This window comes from Thermoflexus sp., from assembly GCF_042408365.1.
Classification (GTDB): domain Bacteria; phylum Chloroflexota; class Anaerolineae; order Thermoflexales; family Thermoflexaceae; genus Thermoflexus.
In genome coordinates, this window is the sequence record NZ_JBHOQJ010000007.1 from 1 (window position 1) to 23,406 (window position 23,406).

A 23,406-nucleotide genomic window follows, 5' to 3' on the forward strand; every position below is an offset into this window, starting at 1 on the left:
GGGGCCGCCAAAGGCGGCCCCCAACCCCCTAAGGGTTTTTTTCTCCTTTCCCTGCAGCCTCTTGGGTCGCAGGGAGAGGCAGCTGGTCTCCCCACTGCATATCCCAAAAACCAAGAAGCCGCAGCTATCTGGGCGTCGTCCAGACGAAAGCCGCTGAACTCATCTTTCCATGGTACCGGAGGTGAGGGAAAGCGCCACCCCAACGACTGCTTCGATCCCCCGTCCCCCCTAACAAGCTCCGCCCCCGTTCGCGACGAAATATGATGTCGATCCATGTTGACAGTATTTTTAGGCTTACCTAAAATATGGAACAGATCGTCGCGATCTGCTAGGATGTTTGCGGGGAGAGGCCAGGGATGGATCGGAGGCAAGACATCAGGCAAAAGCGGAGGAACGCTCGGGCGGATCACGAGGCCGACGCGCCGAAGCCGGCCCGCCTGCCTCGCCGCTGGCGGTTGGTGGACGACGCCGCAACCCGTAACCTGATCCGAGGGATCCTGTTGGGTCGGATCACCCCTCCTTTCTGGAAGCGAGTCCTCGCCTTCATGGGCCCCGCTTTTGTGGCTTCCGTGGCGTACATGGACCCCGGGAACTTCGCGACCAATATCTCGGCCGGCGCCCGCTATGGCTACATGCTGCTCTGGGTCGTTGTCATGAGCAATCTGATGGCCATGCTGATTCAAGCGCTTTCGGCCAAGCTTGGGATTGCGACCGGTCGCAGCCTGCCGGAGCTCATCCGGGACCACTTTCCTCGGCCCTTGGTTTTATTCCTCTGGGTTGTCGCCGAGCTGGTGGCCATGGCCACGGACCTGGCCGAGTTCCTGGGGGCAGCCCTGGGGTTGAACCTCCTTTTCGGGATCCCGATGTGGCCGGCAGCCCTGATCACCGGGGTGCTGGCCTTTATGATCCTGAGCCTTGAACACTACGGCTTTCGGCCCTTGGAGGCCGCAATCATCTTTTTTGTCGGGATCATCGCCCTCTGCTACTTTATTGAGATCGGCCTCTTCGCTCATCCGGATCTCAAGGAGATCGGGCTCGCGATCGTGCAACCACGGGTTACAGATACTGAGAGCGTGCTTCTTGCCGTGGGCATCCTTGGGGCGACGGTCATGCCCCATGTGATCTACCTTCACTCGGCCCTCACCCAGGGGCGGCTGGTGGTTCGGACCGATGCCGCCCGGCGGACCCTCTTCCGCTATGAAGTGATCGATGTCGTCCTCGCCATGGGAATCGCCGGGCTCATCAACGGGGCCATGCTGATCATGGCCGCCGCAACCTTCCACCGAGGCGGCTACCGCCAGCTGACGGAGCTCACCGATGCTTATCTCACACTGCAGCCGCTCCTGGGGCCGCTGGCCGCCACGGTTTTCGCTGTCTCATTGCTTGCTTCGGGCCTCTCCTCGTCGACGGTAGGCACCATGGCCGGTCAGGTGATCATGCAGGGCTTCTTGCGTCGAAAGATCCCGACCTGGTTGCGCCGACTGGTCACGATGGCCCCAGCCATTGGGGTTATTGGACTGGGCCTCGATCCGACCCGGGCGCTGGTGCTGAGCCAGGTGGTCCTTTCGTTCGGCATCCCCTTCGCCTTCATCCCCCTGATCATTTTCACCCAGCGTCGGGACTTGATGGGACCTTTGGTGAACTCCCGCCTGACCACCATTCTGGCCGTAGTCGTGGCCGCCCTCATCATCGGCCTGAATCTATTCCTGCTCTATCAGACGATCACCAGGGGATTCTGATGGGTATCCGACGCCTTCTCCTGCCCCTAGATGGTTCCGGCCTTGCCGAGGCCGCACTCGGGCTGGCGGCCTTTCTGGCCCGGCGACTGGGAGCGGAATTGGTCCTGCTCCACGTCGTCGAGCAGCGGCCGCCGGAGCGGGTCCATGGGGAGCCCCACCTGCGGGAGGCCACTGAGGCGGAGGCCTACTTGGAAGGGATCGCATCCCGGTTGAAGGCCCCCGACCTGAGCGTCAGGATCCATGTCCACATTGGACCCGAGGCCAACGTCGCTGCAGCCATCGCCGCCCACCGGTTGGAGCAGGCAGGGGATCTGATTGTGATGAGCACCCACGGCCGTGGGGGACTGCGAGGCTGGGTGCTGGGCAGCATCGCCCATCAGATCGTCCAGCGGGGCTGCCCGGTTCTGCTCGTCAAACCGGAAACGCCCGGCGGCCCGCCGGAGGCGATCCGCCGCATCGTAGTGGCCCTTGACGGAACGTCTGCCAGTGAGGCGGTCCTACCCTTGGCGGCTGAGATCGCTGCCGGCTGTGGCCTGCCGATGGACCTGATTACCGTGGTGCCCTCCGTCGGAGCCCTCGGGCCAGAACAACGGCCGGTGGCGACCTTCCTGCCCACTGCAACAGCCGCTATGCTCGAGCTGGAGGCCGAGGCGGCGGCCAGCTACCTTCAGGGCATTGCCGAACGGCTCAAGGCGGAGTTCAAGCTGGAAGCGGGTTACGAGGTTGCTCGGGGCGACCCGGTCGCTGAACTGACGAAGCGGACCGGGCGGGATGTGCTCCTAGCGATGACCACGCGGGGTCGCTATGGGCTGGCCGGCCTATGGGAAGGGAGCATTTCGGCTCGGGTCCTATCCGCCAGCTATGGCCCGGTCCTGATGGTCCCAGCGCCTTGAAATTCAGCTCCCACGGGGCGCGCGGGGGCTGACCTCTGTGGAGCTTGCGAAGAGATGTGATGGATGAAATGGAAACCAGATATCGGACGAAACGGATGGATTCTCCTTTTGGGATTGGGGCTGTGGGGGCTGATCGCCTGCGCCCCGGTGGAGCGCCGGGCCGTGGCCGCGGAGCTGGCCCAACGCCGCATCCGGGTGGTGACCACCACCACCCTGGTCGCCGATTTGGTCCGTCAGATCGGCGGCGACCGGGTGGAGGTGGTTTCCCTGATGGGACCAGGAGTGGATCCCCATCTCTATAGGGCCCGGGAGAGCGACGTCTGGCGGCTGATGCGGGCGGACCTCATCGTCTACCACGGTCTACACCTCGAGGCGCGCATGGGGGATGTGCTGGCTGGGATGGCCCGCTGGGTCCCCGCGGTGGCGGTGAGCGAGGCGATCCCTTCCGACCAGCTTCTCTATTTGGAGGGTGAGATCCCCGATCCCCATATCTGGTTCGAGGTGCGCCTCTGGAAGCAAGCGGCGGAGTCGGCGGCCCGGGCGCTAAGTGATCTGGATCCGGCCCACACGACGCAATATCAGACCAACCTCCTGGCTTACCAGCGGGAGCTGGAGGCCCTGGAAGCTTGGGTCCGCGCTGAGGTTGCCCGGATCCCCCCGGAGCAACGGGTGCTGGTCACTTCCCACGATGCCTTTGGGTATTTCGGTCGGGCGTACGGATTTGAGGTGCGGGGCTTGCTGGGGATCAGCACCGCCTCCGAGGCGGGCCTGGCCGACGTGCAGGCCCTGGCCGAGTTCCTCGCTCGGCGTCGGATCCGGGCGATCTTCGTAGAGACCAGCGTCCCTGTGCGATATCTGGAGGCCGTGCAGGAGGCCGCGCGCGCCCGAGGGTGGTCCGTGCGGGTGAGCGGCCCGCTCTTCTCGGATGCCCTGGGCGAGCCGGGCTCGCCCGAGGGCACGTACATCGGGATGATCCGCTATAACGTCCGAACGATCGTCCAAGCCCTACAGGGAGAATGAGCCGATGCCGAATGTTCCGTTCGCCGCTGCGGAGCCCGCTATCCAAGTGAACGGCCCAGCGATCGAGGTTGCGGATCTCACGGTGATGTACGGGGAGCGCCCGGTCCTGTGGGATGTGGACTGGCAGGTCCCCCAAGGGGTGTTGATGGCCGTAGTGGGCCCGAACGGGGCCGGGAAGACCACCTTGCTCCGGACGATCATGGGCCTGGTCCGGCCGGCCTCCGGCTCGATCGCGATCTTCGGACGCCCCCCGGTTGAGGTTCGACGATGGATCGCCTATGTCCCCCAGCGAACCGCGGTGGATTGGGATTTCCCGACCACGGTCCTGGATGTCGTGTTGATGGGGCGATATGGTCACTTGGGCTGGTTCCGCCGCCCGGGGGTGCAAGATCGAAAGCGGGCGATGGAAGCCCTCGCTCAGGTGGGGATGGATCATTTGGCCCACCGCCAGATCGGCCAGCTCTCCGTGGGCCAGCAACAACGGGTGTTCGTCGCCCGGGCTCTGGCCCAGGACGCGTGGCTGTATCTGATGGACGAGCCCTTCGCCGGCGTGGATGCGACCACCGAGCAGGCTTTGGTGGGGGTGCTGCGGGGCCTGAAGGCGGCCGGGCGCACCGTGATCGTGGTGCATCACGATCTCCAGACGGTCCCCCTCTACTTCGACTGGGTGACCCTCTTGAACGTGCGCACCGTAGCCTGTGGGCCGGTGTCGGAGGTCTTCACCGGGGATCTCTTGCGCCAGACCTATGGAGAACGGGCGCTGTTGGTTTTGTGAAATCGAACCCCAGGATCGGGGCGGATCGAAGGGGATGATTGGGCTATCGGGGTGGATGGATCCCACATTTCGCGTGGTCGCGCTGGGCGCTACCCTAATCGGGGCGGTAGGGGGTGTCCTGGGAACCTTCGCGTTGCTTCGCCGCCAGAGCCTGCTAGGGGACGCCATGAGCCATGCGGCGCTGCCCGGAATTGTCCTAGCTTTTCTGCTGACAGAAAGCCGGGATCTCCCCCTCTTGCTTGCCGGGGCCTCCCTCAGCGCGTGGCTCGGAGCGCTCCTCACCGTCTTGATCCCCCGCCGGTCCCGGATTCGGCCGGACGCGGCCTTGGGCCTGGTGCTCTCGGTTTTCTTCGGACTTGGGATCGTGTGGTTGACCATCGCCCAGCGGCGCCCGACCGCGGCCCAGGCGGGCCTGGAGCGCTTCCTGTTCGGGCAGGCCGCCACGATGCTGCAACGGGACGTGGCGGCCATCGCCCTGGCCGCTGGTTTCATTCTGCTCGTGATCTTCCTTTTCTGGAAGGAATTCAAGATCTTGGCCTTCGACCCAGCCTTCGCAGCCGCCATCGGTTTACCGGTAACGGCCCTGGACGCCTTGCTCACGACCCTGATCGTCCTGGCGATCAGCCTGGGGCTCCAAGCGGTGGGCGTGGTGTTGATGAGCGCCGTGCTGGTGGCCCCGGCGGCGGCGGCCCGTCAGTGGACGGATCGATTGGAGCGGATGGTGATCCTGGCGGCCGGGTTTGGAGCGCTCTCCGGGCTTCTAGGGACCTGGCTCAGCAGCTGGATCGGCCGGCTTCCCACCGGCCCGACGATCGCCCTGTGTGCCTCCGGGATCGCCCTGCTCTCCCTCCTGCTCACGCCGCGGCGCAGCCCGATGTGAACCGAATTGGAGGGCGCGCCTCCGGACGCGCCGAGGTTGTAAGCATTGCCGCCTGATGCGGATGACGAAACGGTGTGGAGGAAAGGACCGTGCTGACGCCTCAACTTGAGATCACGCTGGTGGCGGCCCTGGCTGGGGCGGCATGTGCGCTGCCCGGCGCCTTCTTGATCCTGCGCCGCATGGCCATGGTGGGGGACGCCATCAGCCACACCATCCTGTTCGGGATCGTGGCGACCTTCTTGATCGTTCGCGACCTCCGCTCTCCATGGCTGGTCATCGGCGCGGCCGGGACCGGCGTGCTCACCGCCCTGGCAGTGGATACACTGCGGCGGACCGGCAGGGTGAAGGAAGATGCGGCGATCGGCCTCGTATTCCCCGCCCTGTTCAGCCTGGGGGTAATCGGGATCGCCCGTGGAGTGGGGAACATCCATTTGGATCTCGACGCCGTCCTCCTGGGGGAGCTGGCCTTTACGCCTTTCGATCGCCTGGCATGGGGCGGATGGGATCTGGGTCCGCGGGGGGCCTGGGTGATGGGCGGGCTGCTGCTCCTGAATCTGATTTTGATCCTGGCCTTCTACAAGGAACTCGCGCTCTCCACATTCGATCCGGACCTGGCGACGATCTTCGGCTTCCGACCGGCCGTTCTCCACTACCTGCTGATGGGCATGACCGCCCTGACCGTGGTCGCCGCCTTCGATGTGGCGGGGGTAGTCCTGGTGGTCGCTATGCTGGTGATCCCCCCGGCCACCGCTTCCCTCCTCACCGACCGCCTGACCCATATGCTGGGGCTATCGGCCTTCCTGGGGGTGGCCATGGCTTTGGGCGGCTATGGCCTGGCCGCCGCCTTGGATCTCTCGATCGCCGGCTCCATGGCGGTGATCGGCGGAGTGCTGTTCGCCCTTGCCTTCTTGATGGCACCGGGACGGGGGCTCATCGTCCAGATCCGTCAGGCCACCCAGCAACGCGAGCTCCTGGCCCAACAGATGCTCGCAATCCATCTGCTGAGCCACGAGGGGACGGAGACGGAACGCGAGGAGAACGCCATCCCGAGCCTGCCAGAGCACCTCCGCTGGGACCCCGCCTTCACGGAGCGAGTGATCCGTCGGGCAGAACGAGCCGGGTGGGTCGTGCGGAAAGGCGATTTGCTTCAGTTAACCGAAACGGGCCGTCAGGCTGCGCGGGAGGTGTTAGAAGCCAGCGGTGGGGATCTCCTCGCCAGGTAATTTCCCTGAAGGGCGAGGATGATATGACGATTTTGCGAATGCGGACAACTCGACCTTTATATGCTTCCCCTTGACCCTTCCTTTTGGAATTTGTAGAATGGGATTGCGTCTTTCCTCACATTCCCCGCTTATGGGAATCCCTTAGGGAGGTGCGCGAATGACCTGGCATGGACTCACGCCGTTTGAGTTCTATGCGGTGCTCAGCGTGCTTGGGGTGGCTGTGATCAGCCTGATCTTCGCATGGATCCTCCGGACGGAGGTGATCCGTCATCCCAAGGGCACGCCGAAGATGCAGGAGGTATGGGAGGCCATTCGGGAGGGGGCGGAGGCCTACTTGCGCCGACAGCTGATGAGCATCCTCCCCTTTATGGGCCTCCTGAGCGTGCTGCTTTTCCTGAGCATCTATATCGTCCCCCCCTCGCCGGAGGCACGGGAGGTCTTCCCCCAGCTGGACGAGAACACGCTGCGGCTGGTGATGGGGCTGGGCCGGGCAGCAGCGTTCATCCTGGGTGCGGGGTTCTCCCTGGCGGTGGGCCAGCTCGGGATGCGCATGGCGGTCCAGGGAAACATCCGGGTGGCGGAGGCCGCTCGCACCCAAGGGTATGAAGCGGCCCTGCGCCTGGCCTATCGGGCTGGCACCATCACCGGGATGCTCACCAACGGCCTGGGGCTGCTGGGCGGCTCCATTATCTTCCTGATCTTCGGCATCGCCGCCCCGGACGCTCTGCTGGGCTTTGGGTTCGGTGGGACATTGCTGGCGCTTTTTATGCGCGTGGGCGGTGGCATCTACACCAAGGCCGCGGACGTGGGGGCCGATCTGGTGGGCAAGGTGGAGATGGATGTCCCTGAGGATGACCCCCGCAACGCCGCGGTGGTGGCGGATCTGGTAGGGGACAATGTCGGGGACTGCGCGGGAATGGCTGCCGACATCTTCGAGTCCTATGAAGTGACCATGGTCTCCGCGATGATCCTCGGGTTGGCCGTCCGCGCGATCGACCCGAACCACTCCATGGTCTGGATTATCTTCCCGCTGCTGGCCCGCGCGGTGGGGGTGATCGCCTCCATCCTCAGCACCTATACAGTGGGCGGCGTGGCTGGCCGCCGGGGGGATGCCCTGCGGGCCATCAGCCGGGGCTTCTTCATCGGAGCGGTGCTCTCCTTCCTTGGCTTCGGGACCATCGGTTTGCTTTACGCGAAGGACTGGCGGGTGGTGGCCTCGACGACGGTGGGGCTGATTCTGTCCATTGTCATCGAGCGGCTCACGGATTACTTCACCAGCACCGAGCGGGCCCCAGTGAGCGAGATCGAGAAGGCGACCCGCGCCGGGCCAGCCACGACCATCCTCAGCGGGCTGGCGGTGGGCTACGAATCCACCGTGTGGGCCATCGTGGTCATCGCCCTCACCATTGCCGCCTCCACCGTGATCTACTGGGGCCTGCCCCCGGTGTATGTGCTCTATGGGGTCTCCCTCACCGGGATCGGGCTGCTGATGCTCACAGGCAACGTGGTGGGGATGGACTCCTACGGGCCGGTAACCGATAACGCGGGTGGGATCGCCGAGATGGCTGGGCTGGAGGAGTCGGCCCAGGAAGTGCTGGCGGACCTGGATGCGGTGGGCAACACGACCAAGGCCACCACCAAGGGCCTGGCCATCGCCACTGCGGTGATCGCCGCCGTGGCCCTCTTCGGCTCCTACTTGACGGACGTGAGCAAGGTCCAGGCCCAGCTGGGCCAAGGCCCAACCCTACAGGATATCGGGATCCGGATCGATCATCCGTTGGTGTTCGTGGGGCTGTTGCTGGGCGGGGCGCTGCCCTGGCTGTTCTCCTCTTTTGCTATCCGGGCGGTGAGCCGCGCCGCCACCCTGATCGTGGAGGAGGTCCGACGCCAGTTCCGGATCCCCGGGGTGCTGGAGGGCACGGTGAAGCCCGACTACGCCCGTGTGGTCTCGATCTGCACCCTGGCCGCCCAGAAGGAGCTGCTCTCCCTGGCCCTGCTGTCCGTGGCCACGCCGCTGGTGGTGGGCTTGGTGCTCCAGGTCGAAGCCTTGGGCGCCTTCCTGGCGGGCTCCATCCTGGTGGGGCAGCTGCTGGCGGTCTTCATGGCCAACGCCGGGGCGGCATGGGACAACGCCAAGAAGCGGGTGGAGAACGAGCCACGGGACCCGGCCCGCAACCTGGGCAAGGGAAGTGAGCGTCACAAGGCCAGCGTGGTCGGCGATACCGTGGGCGACCCGCTGAAGGACACCGCAGGCCCGGCCATCAACCCGATGATCAAGGCTGTTAACCTGGTCTCGGTGCTGGCTGCGCCGATCATCGTCCAGTTCCGGGGAGCCCTCACGACCGGGACGCTGCTGGCCATCGGTGTGGCGATCGTCATCCTCCTGGCTGTCCTGTCTTGGGTGGTCTGGCAGAGCAAGCGAGAGGTCCCAGAGCTGGCCGGTGCCCCGGCCTCGGGATCGGGGCAGTGATTGAGGTCGTTCACCGCGGGCGCTAAGGCGCCTTTCGTGCTCAGTCAGGCGCTTTAGCGCCCGTTTTCTTGCTGGGAACATCGCTCACGGGTTCTCAGTTTCGCTTGGCGTCGGAGAGGAGGAGCGCCCTCCACACGCTACTTGATCGATGAGGGCTCCTTGTGGTCTCACACACACTGAAGTGCCCGAGCGGTCGACATCCTGAGGAAACCCTCCTCGATCCTCCAGGGTTATGGGATCGGCTGCGTCCGCAGGATCCAGGCGGTGATGGCCAGCGCGAGGACCCAGAGGAGCCCCCGCGCCTGGGGGGAACCCCCAATCCGCTCTTCCCCCAACAGTAAGCCGATTAAAGCCAACCCATAAGCGCCGGGCCCATGGCCGATGGCCACCGCCCATATCGTCCAGAGCGGCCAAGCGATCCATCGGGCCTGCGGGATCTCGAACCCCATCCACGCCAGCCCAATCGGAATTCCCACGAGCAGGGCGGGCATCGAAGGCATTCCACCTGCAAGCCCCAGCCACCACGGGAACGTCCCCACGGTCCACCCTTCGACTCCCTCGCGGACGCCCGGACGCTCAAGGCGCCGCGCGAGGGCCAGCGCGATCCCCGCCCCAAGCGTCAACCATCCTCCGATGCTCCCGACCAGCCCGATCCCCACTCCGAGGGCGAGGAGGGCCGTCGTCAGGGCGCCCAGGAACCCTGGAACTTCCCGAGCGCGGTGGGAGATCCCATCAGCGAGCCGCCCCATCGTTCGGAGAAATCTATCCGCCAGGCTGCCCGGGTGCAGATAAGGCAGGGGTGGTGAGCCGAGGAGCGTCGAGGGGGGAAGCGGCCCCCATGGGGCTTCGAGGAACAACCAGCGCAGCGCTGGCCATCCCCCTTCCGCCAGCAGCCATGCGCCCATCAGCCAAGGCCCAGAGGGCGGCCCACCGCTGGCCATCAGCGCAGCGATCAGAGTCAGCGTAGCTTCCCCCTTTCCAAACAACAAAAGGAGAGGAAAGCCCCTGCGCCCGCCTGGCCGCATCCGGGCCTCCGAATCACGCTCTGAGGCCCTGGCCATCTTCAATCTCAATGTCATGGATCTCCAAAGCTCGCAGCACAGAGCGCATCCGCTCGAAGTGGGTGCCAGGCCAGTAGATCCGACCGCACTCCGGACAGCGATGGAAACGCTCGTACTGCTGCCAGATGAAGGTCGGCACGTGAAGGGCCACCGACTCCCGGGAGACGATGGTCAAACGCGTGTTGCATACGGGACAACGGGAGAACGGGGCGTCGGCAGGCTCCCCGAAACGCTCTCGAATCATCCGGAGCTGAAGGATGAGGTCCTCGTGATCGACCAGGAACGCATAGGGCCCGCCCCGCCGCGCCAGGGCATGATCCCGAGTGAGCAGGATGCGACCCTCAGCCTGCGCGATGCGCAACAAAGCGTCATCATCGAGAGCGGGGTCATAACGGGTGTCGTAGCCCAGGATCCGCAGCCACTTCGCCAGGCGGCCGAGCATCGTGTCGACCACAAAGCGGGCGGAACGAGGGTTCTCCGGCGGAGTCATCGTAGCCCCCTGATGGGTCAACGGAGAGCTTATGATCCTTCCTGGCCTTCGGCGAGTTCTTCCAATTCGACCTCATCCAGGCGCCGTTCCCTAGGGCGAAGATGAGGGAAGAGGATCACCTCGCGGATGGATCGACGATCGGTGAACAGCATCGTCAAGCGATCGATCCCCAGCCCCAGGCCGCCGTTCGGAGGCATCCCATACCGCATCGCGTCCAGATAATCCTCATCCATGGGATGCGCCTCCTCATCCCCAGCCTCCCGGGCCCGCCCCTGCTCCAGAAAGCGCTGCTCCTGATCCTGCGGGTCGTTGAGCTCCGTGAACGCGTTGCAAATCTCCATCCCCCCGATAAACCCTTCGAACCGCTCCACCGTCTCCGGATCATCCGGACGGGCCTTGGCCAAGGGAGAGATCTCGCGCGGGTAATCGTAAACGAAGGTGGGCTGGATGAGATTGGGCTCCACGAACCGGGAGATCAAGTCATCGATCAGCTTCCCCCGGCTGGCACGGGGATCCACCTCGACGCCGCGGGCGGCCATCGCTGCGGCGAGGGATTCACGAGTCGGGTGCTGGGCGATGTCGATCCCAGCGAACTCCAAGATAGCCTCGCGAAGAGGGATCCGACGCCAGGGCGGCGTGAGGTCGATCTCATGGCCTTGATAGACCAGCGTGCGGCGCCCCAGCACCTGGTCGGCGACGAAGGCGACCAGCTCCTCGGTCAGCCGCATCATCTCCTGATAATCCGCATAGGCCACATAGCATTCCATCTGGGTGAATTCAGGGTTATGCTTGAATGAGATCCCCTCGTTGCGGAAATCGCGGCCGATCTCATAGACCCGCTCGAACATCCCCACCAGCAGACGCTTGAGGTAGAGCTCGAAGCTGATCCGCAGGTAGAGCTGTTGCTTGAGCTCATTGTGGTAGGTGATGAAGGGGCGGGCGGAGGCTCCGCCATAAATCGGCTGCAGGATCGGCGTCTCCACCTCGATGAACCCCCGCGCGTCCAGGAAAGCACGGATGGCCCGGATGAGCGCCGCACGGGTGCGGAAGACCTCCCGGACCTCTGGGTTCATCATCAGGTCCAGGTAGCGCCGTCGATAACGGGTCTCCACATCCTTCAGACCGTGCCAGCGAGAGGGGGGCGGGTAGATCGACTTAGCCAGCATGCGGAAATCCCGAACCCGGAGGGAGATCTCCCCGGTCCGAGTGCGCATCATTGTTCCTTCCGCTTCGATGAAATCCCCCAGGTCGAAGAACTCCTGGAAGAAGCGGTAACGCTCCTCTCCCAGATCATCATAACGGAGGAACAACTGGAGGCGACCGTCGCCGTCGTGGAGGTCTGCGAAAGTGACCTTCCCCATCGCACGGATCGCTGTCAGGCGTCCGGCGACCACGGCCTCCACACTCCCCTCGCCGTTCTCGACGGCCAGGAACGCCCGGATCGCTTGGGCGCTGGTGTGGGTACGCCGGGAGCGAGGCGGATACGGATCGATGCCCTGAGCACGGAGTCGGGCAACCTTTTCCAGACGGCGGCGAACGATCTCTCGAAAGAGGGCCATGCCGGGAACCTATTCGATGCGGAGGATACGAAAACGCAGGACACCATCCGGGGCGTTGACGGTGACCACATCCCCCACCCGATGGCCCAGAAGGGCCTGTCCCAAGGGAGATTCATTAGAAATCCGCCCGCGGGCGGGATCCGCCTCCGCCGAGCCCACCACCTGGTAGCGCTCCATGGCGGAGCCGCCTTCCTCCTGAATCGTCACCCAACTCCCCAGAGTGACGAAGGTCTTGGGGCCGGTGGTTTCCTCGATGATTACCGCCCGGCGGAGCATAGACTCCAGGGTCATAATCCGGCCTTCTACGAAAGCCTGCTCAATCTTGGCGGCCTCGTATTCCGCGTTCTCATCGTAGTTGCCCTCGTCCATCGCCAGGTTCAATCGCTTCGCGACCTCCTGGCGCCGGACCGTGCGCAAGTATTCCAGTTCCTCAAGGAGTTTCTGGTAGCCTTCACGGGTGAGATAAATCGGTTGCTCGCTCATAGAGCCTCGCAAGATGAAATTTTGACAAGAAAATCAACCGTCCACAGCCCCCAATAGCATCACAAACAGAAAGAGCGCCTGTAAGAGGCGCCCTATTGCTTCATCCCGGATCAGATGATAGGGATCTCCTATCCGTTCTATTGCTTCATCCACTTTAGTTTTGAGGATATGAAGCGGAGAGGCCGATCACCCCTCCCCCCTTTCTTCCCCCTCACCGCGGCGAGGGGAGAGAAGATTTCCCTTAGGCTGGGCCAGGGGCCTTCGACCTCCGGCCCAGCCTAAGCAAACCTCAAATTAAAATAAAACGGACAAAGCACTAGCCAGCCTTCGTGCCCACTTATTATAACATGCCCGGGATTCCTAAACAAGCAAAGCCCCCCTGAGGGCCAAGGATCCCCAACCCAGCCCTTGCGCCCTCAATCGATCCCAAGGGGTTTAAAGGCCCAACAGGAAGTTTGCCCTCACGATCTACCCCACAAACGTGCATTCCGGCGCTCATGTTCCTGTTCGGCATGCGCTCCTGTTCACGCTGCGGCCATCTCCTCCCGGATGAAGCACTCTAGGACATCGCCCTCGACGAAATCGTGGAACCCTTCTAGCCCAATACCACACTCGTAACCCGCCCGCACCTCGGTGACGTCATCCTTGTAGCGCTTGAGGGAGGCGATGCGGCCTTCATGGATCCGCTGGCCGCCCCGTAGGACCCGCACCATGGCGTTCCGCCGGATCTCCCCATCCCGGACGTAGCACCCGGCCACCTGTCCTCCCTTCACTTTGAACACTTGGCGGACCTCCGCGTGGCCGAGGATCCGCTCCTGGATGGTGGGGGCGAGCATGCCCTTAAGGGCCTTCTCCAGATCCTCCTCGATGTGATAAATCACATTGTAAAGGCGGATATCCACCCCTTCGCTCTCCGCCAGCCGCTTCGCGGCGGCATCCACCGAAACGTTGAAGCCGATGATGATCGCCTCGGAGGCCGCCGCCAGGGTTACATCTGAGACGCTGACCTCGCCGGCATCCGCGTGGAGAACGTTCAGCTGGAGCTGATCCTTCGCATACTTCTCCACCAGCCGCCCTAAAAGCCCGATGATCGGTTCGATCGACCCCTGGACATCGGTCTTGACGATGACGTTGAACTCGCGAACTTTGCCCGTCTGCATACGGTGATAGAGGTCTTCCAAGCTCATCCGCCGGACCTGGCGCTGGCGTTGGCGCTCGGCCGCACGGCGCTCGGCCAGCTCCCGGGCCTGGCGCTCGCTTTCCACCACTTCAAATAGGTCCCCCGCCTCCGGCACATCCGATAGCCCCATGACCTCCACAGGCGTGGAAGGAGGCGCTTTCCGTAATGGGCGGCCGCGGTCGTCGAACATCGCGCGCACCCGGCCATAGGTCGCGCCGGCCACGATGATATCGCCTTGCTTCAACGTGCCGTTCTGCACCAGCAGGGTGGCCACCGGGCCGCGCTTATCCACCCGCGCGTCGATCACCGTGCCTACCGCCGGGCGATCCGGATTCGCCTTGATCTCCCGGGTCTCCGCCACCAGCAGGATCGCCTCCAAAAGCTCCTCGATCCCGATGCGTTGCTTGGCCGAGACCTTCACCACAATGGTGTCTCCCCCATATTCCTGGGGAACCAGACCCAACTCCGAGAGCTGGCTCATCACGCGCTCCACGTTGGCGGTAGGCTTGTCGATCTTGTTGAGGGCGACGATGACCGGCAGGCGGGCAGCCCGAGCGTGGGCCAGGGCTTCGCGGGTCTGGGGCATCACTCCGTCATCGGCCGCCACCACCAGGACGGCAATGTCGGTGACCTGAGCCCCCCGAGCGCGCATCTGGGTGAAGGCCTCATGGCCCGGCGTGTCCAGAAATGTGATCTTGCGCTCGTTGTATTCCACCTGATAGGCGCCGATCCGCTGGGTGATCTGCCCCACCTCCTGGGCGGCCACATTGGTGCGGCGGATGGCGTCCAGCAGGGTAGTTTTCCCATGGTCCACATGGCCGAGGACCACCACCACCGGCGGCCGTGGCTTCAGCTTGGAAGGATCCTCTTTCGCATAAAGACGCTCCCAAAGCAGCGAAGGGCCCTCCTCCTCCGCCGTTTCAGGCGGCCGCTGCTCCCGGGGCTCGAAGCCGAATTCATGGGCGACCAGGGCCGCGGTTTCGTAATCGATGCGCTGGTTGATGCTGGCCATGATGCCGTTGTGCATCAGGACCTTAATGACGTCGATAGGACTGACGGACATCAGCGCGGCCAGCTCGCGCACCGTAATGCTCGCCGGGATCTCGATTTCCTTCTGCCCGTTCTGTCGCATTCCATGCCTCCTCACACGGTATTTTAATGCTTCATCGACCGGGTTTCTCTTGTGGGGGTTAGGGACAAGCAAGGCGCCGGAGGCGCCCAGCTTGCCTCCCAAATGAAATTGATCCCTCCTCCACGGCCCGTCTGGGTGGATCAGGCAACCCAACCCGATGGGATGCCCTTCCCTTGATTGCAATGGGGCCCCTGCGACACGGGAAGGACGTAGAGGCGGGCCTTGTGCCTGCCCTGAGGCACCCACAAGGGGTGGCCCTATGTGAATAAAAACCGGCACGGTGGCCTGGGCCGACCGTGCCGGCGGATTCGGTCGAGGATGGTTGGCTTGCTTATGCAGGTCGGATGGCTCCTTCCCGCCCCTTCAGAGCCCCATCACGCCTCATCCTCCGGCAGGGTCGAGATATAGGCCACCAGCGCCATCCGGTCCTCCTCCCGCAACCCCTCGATCCGCAGGGCATATTCCAGGCGCCCATCCTTCAGGGCCCGCTCCCAACAGGAACGACGCGGGTGCAGATAGGCCCCACGACCCGATTTTTTCCCTGTCGGATCGATCTCCACGCGTCCATCCGGCGTGCGGACGATGCGGATCATCTCCCGCTTCGCCTGCACCTGCCGGCAACCCACGCATGTGCGTTGAGGGATATGCCTCCGAGCCATGGGTGTTCTACCTGGGTTCGGGGAGAAAGCTCATAAGCTCCGCCCTTGTAAAGGCATCCGGCTTCGCTCCTTATGGTTTACGCCGCTTCGGCGGCCAGAATCCGTCGCAGGCATGCTTCGGCCGGAGGCAGGGGTTCCTGGAACAGCCATTCGACCTCCAGCCAGAAGCCAGGCACCGCCTGGCCGATCAGGGTCCCCTCCCGCATCCGCACCACCTCCCTCTCCGCACCCGCTATCCGATGAACCACCACCTCTCGCCGCTCATGATCCACCACCCAATACTCCGGGATCCCCGCCTCCCGATATTCGGCCGCTTTCTCCCCCAGATCCATCCCTCGCGTGGCAGGGCTGGTCACCTCCACCACCAGCGCCGGCCGCACCTCCAGAGGTACCCCCCGCACCTTCTCCACCTCCTCCGGCGGCACTACAAATACATCCGGCTCCCGTATCACGTCCGGCAACACCCGAAGGGCCGCTGGACCTGTCAGGACCTTGCCCCATCCCTTCGCTTCACAATAGCCCCGTAGGAGCCAGTAAAGGAAGCCGCCGAGATCTTGATGCTCTGCGGTGGCGGGCGAGTGCATGATGAGCTCTCCGTGCACAAACTCCCAGATCTGATCCTCGGGAGCCTCCTGCAGATAGCGCTCCAACGTCCAGCCCCCCATCCGCACCACATAGGGGCCGGCGATCGGTTCCTTTCGCTCATCCACCACCATCACATGCATCGCTTTCACTCCTCCAGCCAGTCCCGCACGCGGCCGCCACGCATCCGCCGCAGCCAGGTTTCATCCTCGTAGTCGATCTCATAGCGAACCCGCCGACGCTCCTTGCCCTTCCCCGCCTTCTTGCGCCGCCGGAGCTCCTCCTCTTCCTCCTCATCCTCCGCGTCTTCTCCCATCTCCACCGGCTCATGCTCCGGAACTACGGGCTCCGGCATAGGAAGGGAGGGTTCTGAGAACTCCACCTCCGGTTCCAGGTGCAAGCCCTCCTGACCCTCCATCGCCGCCATTTCCTCCTCGGCTGGAGTGTTTATAGACTCCTGCACTGTTAACTCCAGAGCCGGTTCTGGGCGTTCCGCGATGGGCTCAGCCTCCAGCGTCGACTCAGGGATCGACGCCGCGATCTCCACGCGAATCGGTTCAGCCTCCGTCGGGACAGGCGCCTTCTCGGCTGTCTTTTCGGCGGCCTCTGCGGGGACCTCCGGCGCCTCCATCCGGGCCTCTTTCCGGGCCTTGCGGCGGGCCCGCTCGGCCTCCCGCCAGGCCATATAGGCCTGATAGGCCGCCTCCAGGAAAACCCGGGCATCCCGGAGCTCCTCGGCGCTCCAGGGCAGCCCTGCCTGCGCTTTGTGACGGGCCAGCGCTTCACGCATCACCGGGATCAGTTGGGCCGCCATCCCCATTCGTTCCTGCAACTCCGGATCCTCCACCCGGGGGAGCCATTGCTCCAAGGCCTCCGTCAGGCTATGGATATCGATCCGCCACCCCGTCAGGCGGGCAGCCAGCCGGGCGTTCAAGCCCTCCCGCCCGATCGCCAGGGAGAGCTGGTCATCGGGAACCACCACCTGGGCGGTCCGATCGGAGCGCTTCTCCTCGAACAGATGCACGGTGAGCACCCGGGCCGGGCTTAGGGCCTTGGCGATGAAGACCGCAGGATCCGGATGCCACTCGATCACATCGATCTTCTCCCCGCCCAGCTCATGGACCAAGTTCTGGATCCGCATGCCACGCTGGCCGATACATGCCCCCACCGCATCGATGTTGGGCTGGGTGGCGGCCACCGCCACCTTGGTGCGTTGGCCTGGCTCCCGGGCGATCCCTTTGATTTCCACCAAGCCGTTATAAATCTCCGGCACCTCCGTCTCCAGCAGGCGCCGGATCAGGTTCTTGTGGGTCCGGGAGAGGATCAGCTCCGGCCCCCGGGGCGTCTGTCGCACCTCCGCCAGGTAGGCCCGGATCCGTTGGTGGGGCTGGAGCTTCTCCCCGGGCATCATCTGGTTGCGAGGGAGGATGGCCTCCGCCCGCCCCTGGGCGAGCAACACGGTCGCCCCATGAGGGGTAATGGCCTGAACCACCCCATGGACGATCTCGCCCTCTTGCTCGGAGAAATAGCGATAGAGATAGTCCCGTTCGGCCTCCCGGATGCGCTGCAGGATGATCTGCCGCACATTCTGCGCGGCGATCCGTTGAGCGAAATTCGCCGGCGTGACGTCCAAGCGGATCGTCTCCCCCACCCGAACATCCGGACGGATCCGTCGGGCTTCCTCCAGAGAAATCTCATGGCGAGGATCCTCAACCGTTTCCACCACCGTCTTCTGGAGGAAGACCCGGACCTGGCCAGTCTCAAGCTCGATCTCCACATCGACCGCTTGGGTGCTCCCCACATCCGTCATCCGGCGGAACACCGTGGCCAGCGCCCCCTTCAGGACCTCCAGGACGACCTCTCGGGGGAGGTTCCGGTCGGCGGCGATCTGATTCACAGCCAGCAGAAGCTCGCTCTTCGCCATCCGATTGCTCCCTGTGTCGTAATAATTTTATGAAAAGTTTTGGAATCTCCCGCAGCTTGCCCTCTAGGAACAACACAGGGGCGCAGTCTTGCGCCCCTGTGTTGAATCCACCTCGTTGGTGAGATCTCACAGCGATTTAAAGCATGCCAAGCAAGAATCCCGAATTCCACTTTACATTTTAAACGCAATGGGAGGAGACGTCAAGACGATCAACACCGCCCCGCGCTCCCTCCATATTTGATTGGGGTTTGGGGGCGGGCCGGGCGCCTTTGGCATCCGGCCCGCCCCCAAAAGCTATCCCCCCTCCGCACGGCCCCTTAGGCTGTGCGGAGGGGGGATCCAGGGGGCGAGGCGATTCGCTCTCTCCACCGCATACCCTCAAAACAAAAGTTGATTTATCGACGGAACCAATCCGGCGGCGGTTCCCAGTTGTCCGGCACCAAAAGCGGACGCAGGCGACCGCTCGGCTCCGGCGGGCCGATGATTCCGAGCTCCTCCAACCGATCGATCAGGCGAGCCGCTTTGGGATAACCAATGCGAAGCTTTCGTTGAAGCAAAGAGGTGGACGCGCCTCGGTGGCGCTTGATGATCTCAATGGCCTCCCGTAGGAGGGTCTCCTCATCCTCCTCTTCCACCTCGCCGCGGGTCACCGAACGACCGCTCCCCACCTCCAGAGGGGTGACCATCCCCTCCCACGGAGCAGGCTCCGGCCGCTCATCTGCATAACGCTCCTGCCAGAAACGGACCACGCTCTCGATTTCCGCATCCGAGACATAGGCGCCCTGAACCCGAACCGGCTTCCCCAAATCCGGGGGTAGGAAGAGCATGTCCCCGCGCCCCAGCAGGGTCTCCGCCCCCGGCATGTCCAGGATCACCCGCGAGTCCACCGATGAGGCCACCGCGAAAGCGATACGGGCCGGGAAGTTCGCTTTGATCAGGCCGGTGACCACATCCGTGCTGGGGCGTTGGGTCGCGATCACCAGGTGGATGCCGGTCGCCCGGGCCATCTGAGCGAGCCGGGTGATGGTCCGCTCGACATCGACCGGCGCCGCTATCATCAGATCCGCTAACTCATCGATGAACAGCACAATGTAGGGCAGGCGGGGCTCCCCCGCCTCCTCCGCCCGAGCGTTGAAATCGGCGAGGTTCCGAGCTCCAGCGGCCGCAAATTGCCGGTAGCGCTCCTCCATCTGGCGGGTCAACCAACGCAAGACGCCCACGATGCGCTCGATTTCGAACTCCACCTTCCCATACAAGTGGGGCAGCCCGTTCCACCGCACCAGCTCGACCATCTTGGGGTCGATCAAAACCAGGCGAAGCTCCTCCGGGGTGTTGTTATACACCAGGCATGTGATCAAAGCGTTGATGCAAACGGACTTCCCCGAGCCTGTGGTCCCCGCGATCAAAAGGTGCGGCATCGCCGCGAGGTCCGCCACCACCGGGCGGCCGGCCACATCCCGGCCCAGGGCGATGGCCAGGGGCGATCCAAGCTTCCGGAACTCGGGGGAAGCCAGCAGGCCCCGCAGGCGGACCACACTGATCTGTCGGTTGGGCACTTCGATGCCGATCAGGCCCCGACCGGGGACCGGCGCCTCGATCCGCAAGGAGGGGGCCGCCAGGGCCAGGGCGAGATCGTTGGCCAGGGCGGCGATCTGAGCGACCCGGACCTTTTGACGGCGCACCTCCCCTTCCGGTCCGGGGCGCTCGATATAACCTGGCAGCAATCCGAACTGGGTGACCGCCGGGCCCTGAGTGGCCTCCACGACCCGGGCTTCCAGGCCGAACTGCCGCAGGGTATCCTCAATGATGGTGGCTTTCTGGCGGATCTCCTCCGGCGAGACCGCAGCCGGCTCATCTTCCTCCAGGAGATCCAACGGCGGGAGACGGCGGTCGCGCTTCACCCGAGCCGGTCGCCGCGTCGGGGCCGTCACGATTTTCAATTCAGTGGGCACAGGCCGAGGTGCCGGCCGGGCCGGTTTGGGCGGCATGGGAGGGGAGGATATGGGCGTAGGAGCTGCCTTCGACACCGGCGTCGCGGCGGGGACATTCGATTGGGCAAGCGCAAACCACACGCTGATCCCGGTCACCAGAACCAACAAGACCACCCCCACCCCGGGCCCCAGGGGAGTCGTTGCTATCGTCCATATCAGCCAGCCCAGCGTTCCGCCCCCTTCCCCATGCTCGATGATCTCCCATGGGGTTTCACGATTCAGCAAGGCCAACCCGTGGGCCAGGCCGAAAAGGCCAAGCAAAACTCCCTCTGCCGCTAGGATCCGCCATCCGTTCGGCGCTGGCGCCCGACCCATCGTTCGCAATAACAGCCACACCCCGAGCCCCACCCAGCTGACGGCGACCAGCAAGCTCCCCCATCCGAACAGGCTTCGCAACAATCCAGCCCATGAATCGCTCCATCGGCCCGGGCTGAGGCCCAACAACACCAAACTCGAAAACAGGCCCAGGCCGATCAACCCCAAGGCGATCCCCTGGCGCTCCCGCCGTCCGAAGGAGGGCACACCGTGCCATCGGGGCGGACCCAGACGTCGGACCCACTCCGGAAGGTTAGGGGAAGGCTGGGCTCCGCCGCGTCCGGCGCGGGGGGATTCGCCGCGAGCCGGACGGGCATGGACCGTTCGAACACGCCGTTTCATCTAGAGGCTGATCCTTTGTCTATCCAATTTTGCGTGGGGGGGAGCTATCCATCCCCTTCTCCGTGAGTTGGAGGCCACCGATGGCGGCCCCCAACCCACAAAGAACATAAGACAAAGCGCTGAAGGGCTCGATTACGGCCAGAGGAGAGGGAGCAGCCATGCGCTTCCAACGCAATCCCTAACCTCGCAACCCCATCGTCTTCTGGTAAGGCGAGGGGTTTCCTATTCGTTCATGAAGTGGTGTGCTCATCGCCGCTCTTCGAAGCGCTCGCCAACCCACGCCGGCTGAGCCCGATCCGTCGGGCAGCCGGATCGATATGGATGATGCGAACCTGCACCCGTTGGCCCTCGCGCACCACTTCGCGCGGGTGGCTCACGCCTTCATCCCCGCATTCGGAAACATGCAACAATCCTTCCACCCCTTCTTCCAGCTGGATGAAAGCGCCGAAATGGGTCACCGTGGTCACCACCCCTTCCACCACCTGACCCACCTGATACCGCTGAGCGACGGTTTCCCATGGATCGGGTTGAAGGCGCTTCAAAGATAACTGCACCCGCCGCTCCGCCGGATCCACGTCCAGGATGAGAACCTCTAACTCCTGGCCGACCCGGACAAGGGCTCCCGGGTCGATCACCCGGCCCCATGACATCTCGGAAAGGTGCAGCAACCCTTCAAAACCCCCCAAATCCACAAACGCCCCGAACGTCGTCACCTTGGTGACCACCCCACGGCGGATCTGCCCCGGTCGCAGCTCGGCGAGCAACGCTTCGATGCGCGCCTGATCCTGATAGGCCAGCCGCTCCGATAGGACAAAGCGCCCGCCCACTTCGTCCACTTCAATGACCCGAGCCTGAAGGGTTTGGCCCACATAGCGAGCCAGAGCGGACTGCCGGGAGGGCCCGTCCAGGGCGTTGGGGAATTGGAGGAGATGAGAGGCCGGAATGAACCCTCTGGGCAACCTTTCCGCTTGGACGATCAATCCGCCCCGGTTATAGCCTACCACGGTCACCTTCAGAAGCTGGCCGGATTCCAGCAACGCCCGGGCCTCCCGCCAGTCCGGCTCTCCGCTCTCCAGATCCTCCGGGCTGGGCATCGGGATCGGGCGGCCGCGGCCCATCCCAAGGCCTTCCCAGATCTCCTCCGGCTCTGCCTCCGGGGCTGGGGAGGCCGCGAACTCCCCCTGGGTCATCAGGGCCATCCAGTACTCCTCTGAGGGAGGCACATATCCAGGCTCTGTGATACGCATCCTCTCGTTCCCTCCTTGCCCCAGGATCATAAGGAAAGGGCCTCCAAAGGGACATCCCAGCGGCCCTGCACGGCCCGTCACCGTTTGACATTATAGCTGCTCTCCGAAGCGAGGCAACCAGCGAAGCTCTCCTTCCCCAGGGCAACCGTGCCCCATTGAGAGGAAGGCTGGCCCATTTCAGGCCCCTCACGGAGTGTCCCCCGGAGCGCCATGCTGAGGACTGTAGGGGTCATTAACCCCAACCCAGCAAGATCAGGGGAAGGCCCAGGAACGCGATCAGGAAGAGGACGAGGAGGGGAGGCCGCTCCATAGCCAACTCGAGGACCCGAAGCAGCAGCGCCTGATAAACCCGGTAGCCAAACAACAGGAGGAGGGCGGAGACCAAGCCGACGCTCAGGATCTCGGTGAGCACCACCCCCATACCCTGCGGGTTCCCTAGGATCAAGGCGGCGAACAGGGTGTCGATGAACGTACTGATGTTGGCCCCCATCACGTAGGGGATCAATCGCTCCCGTCGAATCCAGCCCTGGGCCACTGCGGGCACCAGCACCCCGATGGAGACGGATACCGACATCGTGAGAGCAGTCACGGCCAGCCCAGCGCCGAACATCGGCCACGGGGAACCCTTCGGCGGATCTGCCTCCACCCGCGCAAGCTGGGGAACAGGAACCGAGCGCTCCAGGGCCTGGAGCGCGAGGCCGATCAGAAAGAATCCCACCAGGAACAGCAAGACCCCGATCACGCTCTCCGGCGCGGCCTTCCCGAACAGTTCGCTCACGCCCCTTCGCAGGATCTGCTCGACGACCCGAACGAGCCCACGAACCGGCTCCAGCAGCGCAGGAAGGAAAGGCAGTTGCGCGCGGGCGATCCACCGGACCGGAACATAACGAAGCATGAGAAGGCCCAACGCCGTAGCCGGAAGATAGGTCGTGACCGTCACCCAGAAGGCGAGGAATCCGGTGCTCAGGCTGTTCCCCGGATGCCCCCGGCGCAGTGCATAGCTCAGCCCGATGACGAACAGGACAAACGAAGCTCCCACCCGGGATCCGGTGAGCATGGTGAGGGCGGCAGCGGGAGAGAGCACTTGCGCATCCTGGAGGCTCACCGCAGCCGCCGCTACCGGGGAACCGCTGAGCGCGAGGCAAGCCATTAGCCAGCCCACCCCTAAGCTATGCCATGGGGAGGGAAGCTTGCCTGCCTCGGCCAGGATCGGGGTCAGATAGGATGCGCCGGCGCGCATCAACGACAGCGCGAACAGGAAAAGCGCCACCCCTCCCGCTCCCCATAACCCACGCCTGGCCCCCACCCTAAGCCCTCTCACCTCACGGGCGCGTTCCATTTTCGCTTAAGGGACAGAGATGATCTCCCCGAAGGGTGTGGATGATCCGACCGCCTGGCGAAGAGGGGTTTTGGGGGCGAGCCGGGCGCCTTTGGCGCCCGG

The 23,406-nt window shown here is 64.1% G+C and carries 18 protein-coding genes; 7 read left to right on the forward strand and 11 right to left on the reverse strand.

The window, feature by feature from the left end; genetic code table 11:
• Positions 1-356 precede the first annotated feature (356 nt).
• The 7 genes from ACFMO5_RS00195 to ACFMO5_RS00225 all read left to right on the forward strand — a co-directional run bounded on the left by ACFMO5_RS00195 (position 357) and on the right by ACFMO5_RS00225 (position 9,000).
• Positions 357-1,739, forward strand: a complete 1,383-nt coding sequence (locus ACFMO5_RS00195) for an Nramp family divalent metal transporter (RefSeq protein ID WP_376790755.1) — start codon at positions 357-359, stop codon at positions 1,737-1,739.
• On the forward strand, positions 1,739-2,632 hold the full coding sequence (locus tag ACFMO5_RS00200) for a universal stress protein (protein WP_376790756.1): 894 nt from the start codon (positions 1,739-1,741) through the stop codon (positions 2,630-2,632). The genes ACFMO5_RS00195 and ACFMO5_RS00200 overlap by 1 nt, the downstream gene beginning before the upstream one ends.
• A 63-nt stretch (positions 2,633-2,695) precedes the next feature.
• Positions 2,696-3,652 carry a metal ABC transporter solute-binding protein, Zn/Mn family gene (locus tag ACFMO5_RS00205; protein ID WP_376790757.1) on the forward strand — a complete coding sequence of 319 codons (957 nt, stop codon included), beginning with the start codon at positions 2,696-2,698 and terminating at the stop codon, positions 3,650-3,652.
• 4 nt (positions 3,653-3,656) lie between these two features.
• Complete coding sequence (locus ACFMO5_RS00210) at positions 3,657-4,427, forward strand: metal ABC transporter ATP-binding protein (RefSeq protein ID WP_376790758.1); 771 nt, start codon at positions 3,657-3,659, stop codon at positions 4,425-4,427.
• A 34-nt stretch (positions 4,428-4,461) separates the two neighbouring features.
• Entirely contained in the window at positions 4,462-5,307 is an 846-nt protein-coding gene (locus ACFMO5_RS00215) for a metal ABC transporter permease (RefSeq protein WP_376790759.1), read from the forward strand.
• A gap of 89 nt (positions 5,308-5,396) precedes the next feature.
• Positions 5,397-6,530 (forward strand): metal ABC transporter permease, encoded by a 1,134-nt coding sequence (locus tag ACFMO5_RS00220; RefSeq protein ID WP_376790760.1) that lies wholly within the window; start codon positions 5,397-5,399, stop codon positions 6,528-6,530.
• A gap of 157 nt (positions 6,531-6,687) precedes the next feature.
• Complete coding sequence (locus ACFMO5_RS00225; RefSeq protein WP_376790761.1) at positions 6,688-9,000, forward strand: sodium-translocating pyrophosphatase; 2,313 nt, start codon at positions 6,688-6,690, stop codon at positions 8,998-9,000.
• A 230-nt stretch (positions 9,001-9,230) separates the two neighbouring features.
• On the opposite strand, the gene ACFMO5_RS00230 is transcribed toward ACFMO5_RS00225, so the two are convergent.
• The 11 genes from ACFMO5_RS00230 to ACFMO5_RS00280 form a co-directional block, all read right to left on the reverse strand.
• Complete coding sequence (locus ACFMO5_RS00230; RefSeq protein ID WP_376790762.1) at positions 9,231-10,025, reverse strand: hypothetical protein; 795 nt, start codon at positions 10,023-10,025, stop codon at positions 9,231-9,233.
• 13 nt (positions 10,026-10,038) lie between these two features.
• The gene (locus ACFMO5_RS00235; protein WP_376790763.1) at positions 10,039-10,551 is read right to left on the reverse strand and encodes a Mut7-C RNAse domain-containing protein; all 513 of its coding nucleotides are present in this window, start codon (positions 10,549-10,551) and stop codon (positions 10,039-10,041) included.
• A gap of 29 nt (positions 10,552-10,580) precedes the next feature.
• Positions 10,581-12,110 carry a lysine--tRNA ligase gene (gene lysS / locus ACFMO5_RS00240; RefSeq protein WP_376790764.1) on the reverse strand — a complete coding sequence of 510 codons (1,530 nt, stop codon included), beginning with the start codon at positions 12,108-12,110 and terminating at the stop codon, positions 10,581-10,583.
• A gap of 9 nt (positions 12,111-12,119) precedes the next feature.
• Positions 12,120-12,593 carry a transcription elongation factor GreA gene (gene greA, locus ACFMO5_RS00245; RefSeq protein WP_376790765.1) on the reverse strand — a complete coding sequence of 158 codons (474 nt, stop codon included), beginning with the start codon at positions 12,591-12,593 and terminating at the stop codon, positions 12,120-12,122.
• A gap of 524 nt (positions 12,594-13,117) precedes the next feature.
• Complete coding sequence (infB, locus tag ACFMO5_RS00250) at positions 13,118-14,905, reverse strand: translation initiation factor IF-2 (RefSeq protein ID WP_376790766.1); 1,788 nt, start codon at positions 14,903-14,905, stop codon at positions 13,118-13,120.
• A 374-nt stretch (positions 14,906-15,279) separates the two neighbouring features.
• The gene (rnpM, locus tag ACFMO5_RS00255; RefSeq protein ID WP_376790767.1) at positions 15,280-15,564 is read right to left on the reverse strand and encodes an RNase P modulator RnpM; all 285 of its coding nucleotides are present in this window, start codon (positions 15,562-15,564) and stop codon (positions 15,280-15,282) included.
• A 77-nt stretch (positions 15,565-15,641) separates the two neighbouring features.
• Positions 15,642-16,289, reverse strand: coding sequence for a Uma2 family endonuclease (locus ACFMO5_RS00260; protein ID WP_376790768.1), 648 nt, complete (start codon positions 16,287-16,289; stop codon positions 15,642-15,644).
• Positions 16,290-16,294: 5 nt separating this feature from the next.
• Entirely contained in the window at positions 16,295-18,070 is a 1,776-nt protein-coding gene (gene nusA, locus ACFMO5_RS00265; RefSeq protein ID WP_376790769.1) for a transcription termination factor NusA, read from the reverse strand.
• A 395-nt stretch (positions 18,071-18,465) separates the two neighbouring features.
• Complete coding sequence (locus ACFMO5_RS00270; protein ID WP_376790770.1) at positions 18,466-20,718, reverse strand: DNA translocase FtsK; 2,253 nt, start codon at positions 20,716-20,718, stop codon at positions 18,466-18,468.
• 230 nt (positions 20,719-20,948) lie between these two features.
• Positions 20,949-21,965 (reverse strand): 30S ribosomal protein S1, encoded by a 1,017-nt coding sequence (locus ACFMO5_RS00275; RefSeq protein ID WP_376790771.1) that lies wholly within the window; start codon positions 21,963-21,965, stop codon positions 20,949-20,951.
• A gap of 232 nt (positions 21,966-22,197) precedes the next feature.
• Entirely contained in the window at positions 22,198-23,235 is a 1,038-nt protein-coding gene (locus tag ACFMO5_RS00280) for a hypothetical protein (RefSeq protein ID WP_376790772.1), read from the reverse strand.
• Positions 23,236-23,406 lie beyond the last annotated feature (171 nt).

Coding starts and splice junctions, on each gene's coding strand:
- ACFMO5_RS00195 (WP_376790755.1), top strand. CDS start 357: ATGGATCGGAGGCAAGACATCAGGCAAAAGCGGAGGAACGCTCGGGCG.
- ACFMO5_RS00200 (WP_376790756.1), top strand. CDS start 1,739: ATGGGTATCCGACGCCTTCTCCTGCCCCTAGATGGTTCCGGCCTTGCC.
- ACFMO5_RS00205 (WP_376790757.1), top strand. CDS start 2,696: ATGAAATGGAAACCAGATATCGGACGAAACGGATGGATTCTCCTTTTG.
- ACFMO5_RS00210 (WP_376790758.1), top strand. CDS start 3,657: ATGCCGAATGTTCCGTTCGCCGCTGCGGAGCCCGCTATCCAAGTGAAC.
- ACFMO5_RS00215 (WP_376790759.1), top strand. CDS start 4,462: ATGATTGGGCTATCGGGGTGGATGGATCCCACATTTCGCGTGGTCGCG.
- ACFMO5_RS00225 (WP_376790761.1), top strand. CDS start 6,688: ATGACCTGGCATGGACTCACGCCGTTTGAGTTCTATGCGGTGCTCAGC.
- ACFMO5_RS00230 (WP_376790762.1), bottom strand. CDS start 10,025: ATGCGGCCAGGCGGGCGCAGGGGCTTTCCTCTCCTTTTGTTGTTTGGA.
- ACFMO5_RS00235 (WP_376790763.1), bottom strand. CDS start 10,551: ATGACTCCGCCGGAGAACCCTCGTTCCGCCCGCTTTGTGGTCGACACG.
- lysS (WP_376790764.1), bottom strand. CDS start 12,110: ATGGCCCTCTTTCGAGAGATCGTTCGCCGCCGTCTGGAAAAGGTTGCC.
- greA (WP_376790765.1), bottom strand. CDS start 12,593: ATGAGCGAGCAACCGATTTATCTCACCCGTGAAGGCTACCAGAAACTC.
- infB (WP_376790766.1), bottom strand. CDS start 14,905: ATGCGACAGAACGGGCAGAAGGAAATCGAGATCCCGGCGAGCATTACG.
- rnpM (WP_376790767.1), bottom strand. CDS start 15,564: ATGGCTCGGAGGCATATCCCTCAACGCACATGCGTGGGTTGCCGGCAG.
- ACFMO5_RS00260 (WP_376790768.1), bottom strand. CDS start 16,289: ATGCATGTGATGGTGGTGGATGAGCGAAAGGAACCGATCGCCGGCCCC.
- nusA (WP_376790769.1), bottom strand. CDS start 18,070: ATGGCGAAGAGCGAGCTTCTGCTGGCTGTGAATCAGATCGCCGCCGAC.
- ACFMO5_RS00270 (WP_376790770.1), bottom strand. CDS start 20,718: ATGAAACGGCGTGTTCGAACGGTCCATGCCCGTCCGGCTCGCGGCGAA.
- ACFMO5_RS00275 (WP_376790771.1), bottom strand. CDS start 21,965: ATGCGTATCACAGAGCCTGGATATGTGCCTCCCTCAGAGGAGTACTGG.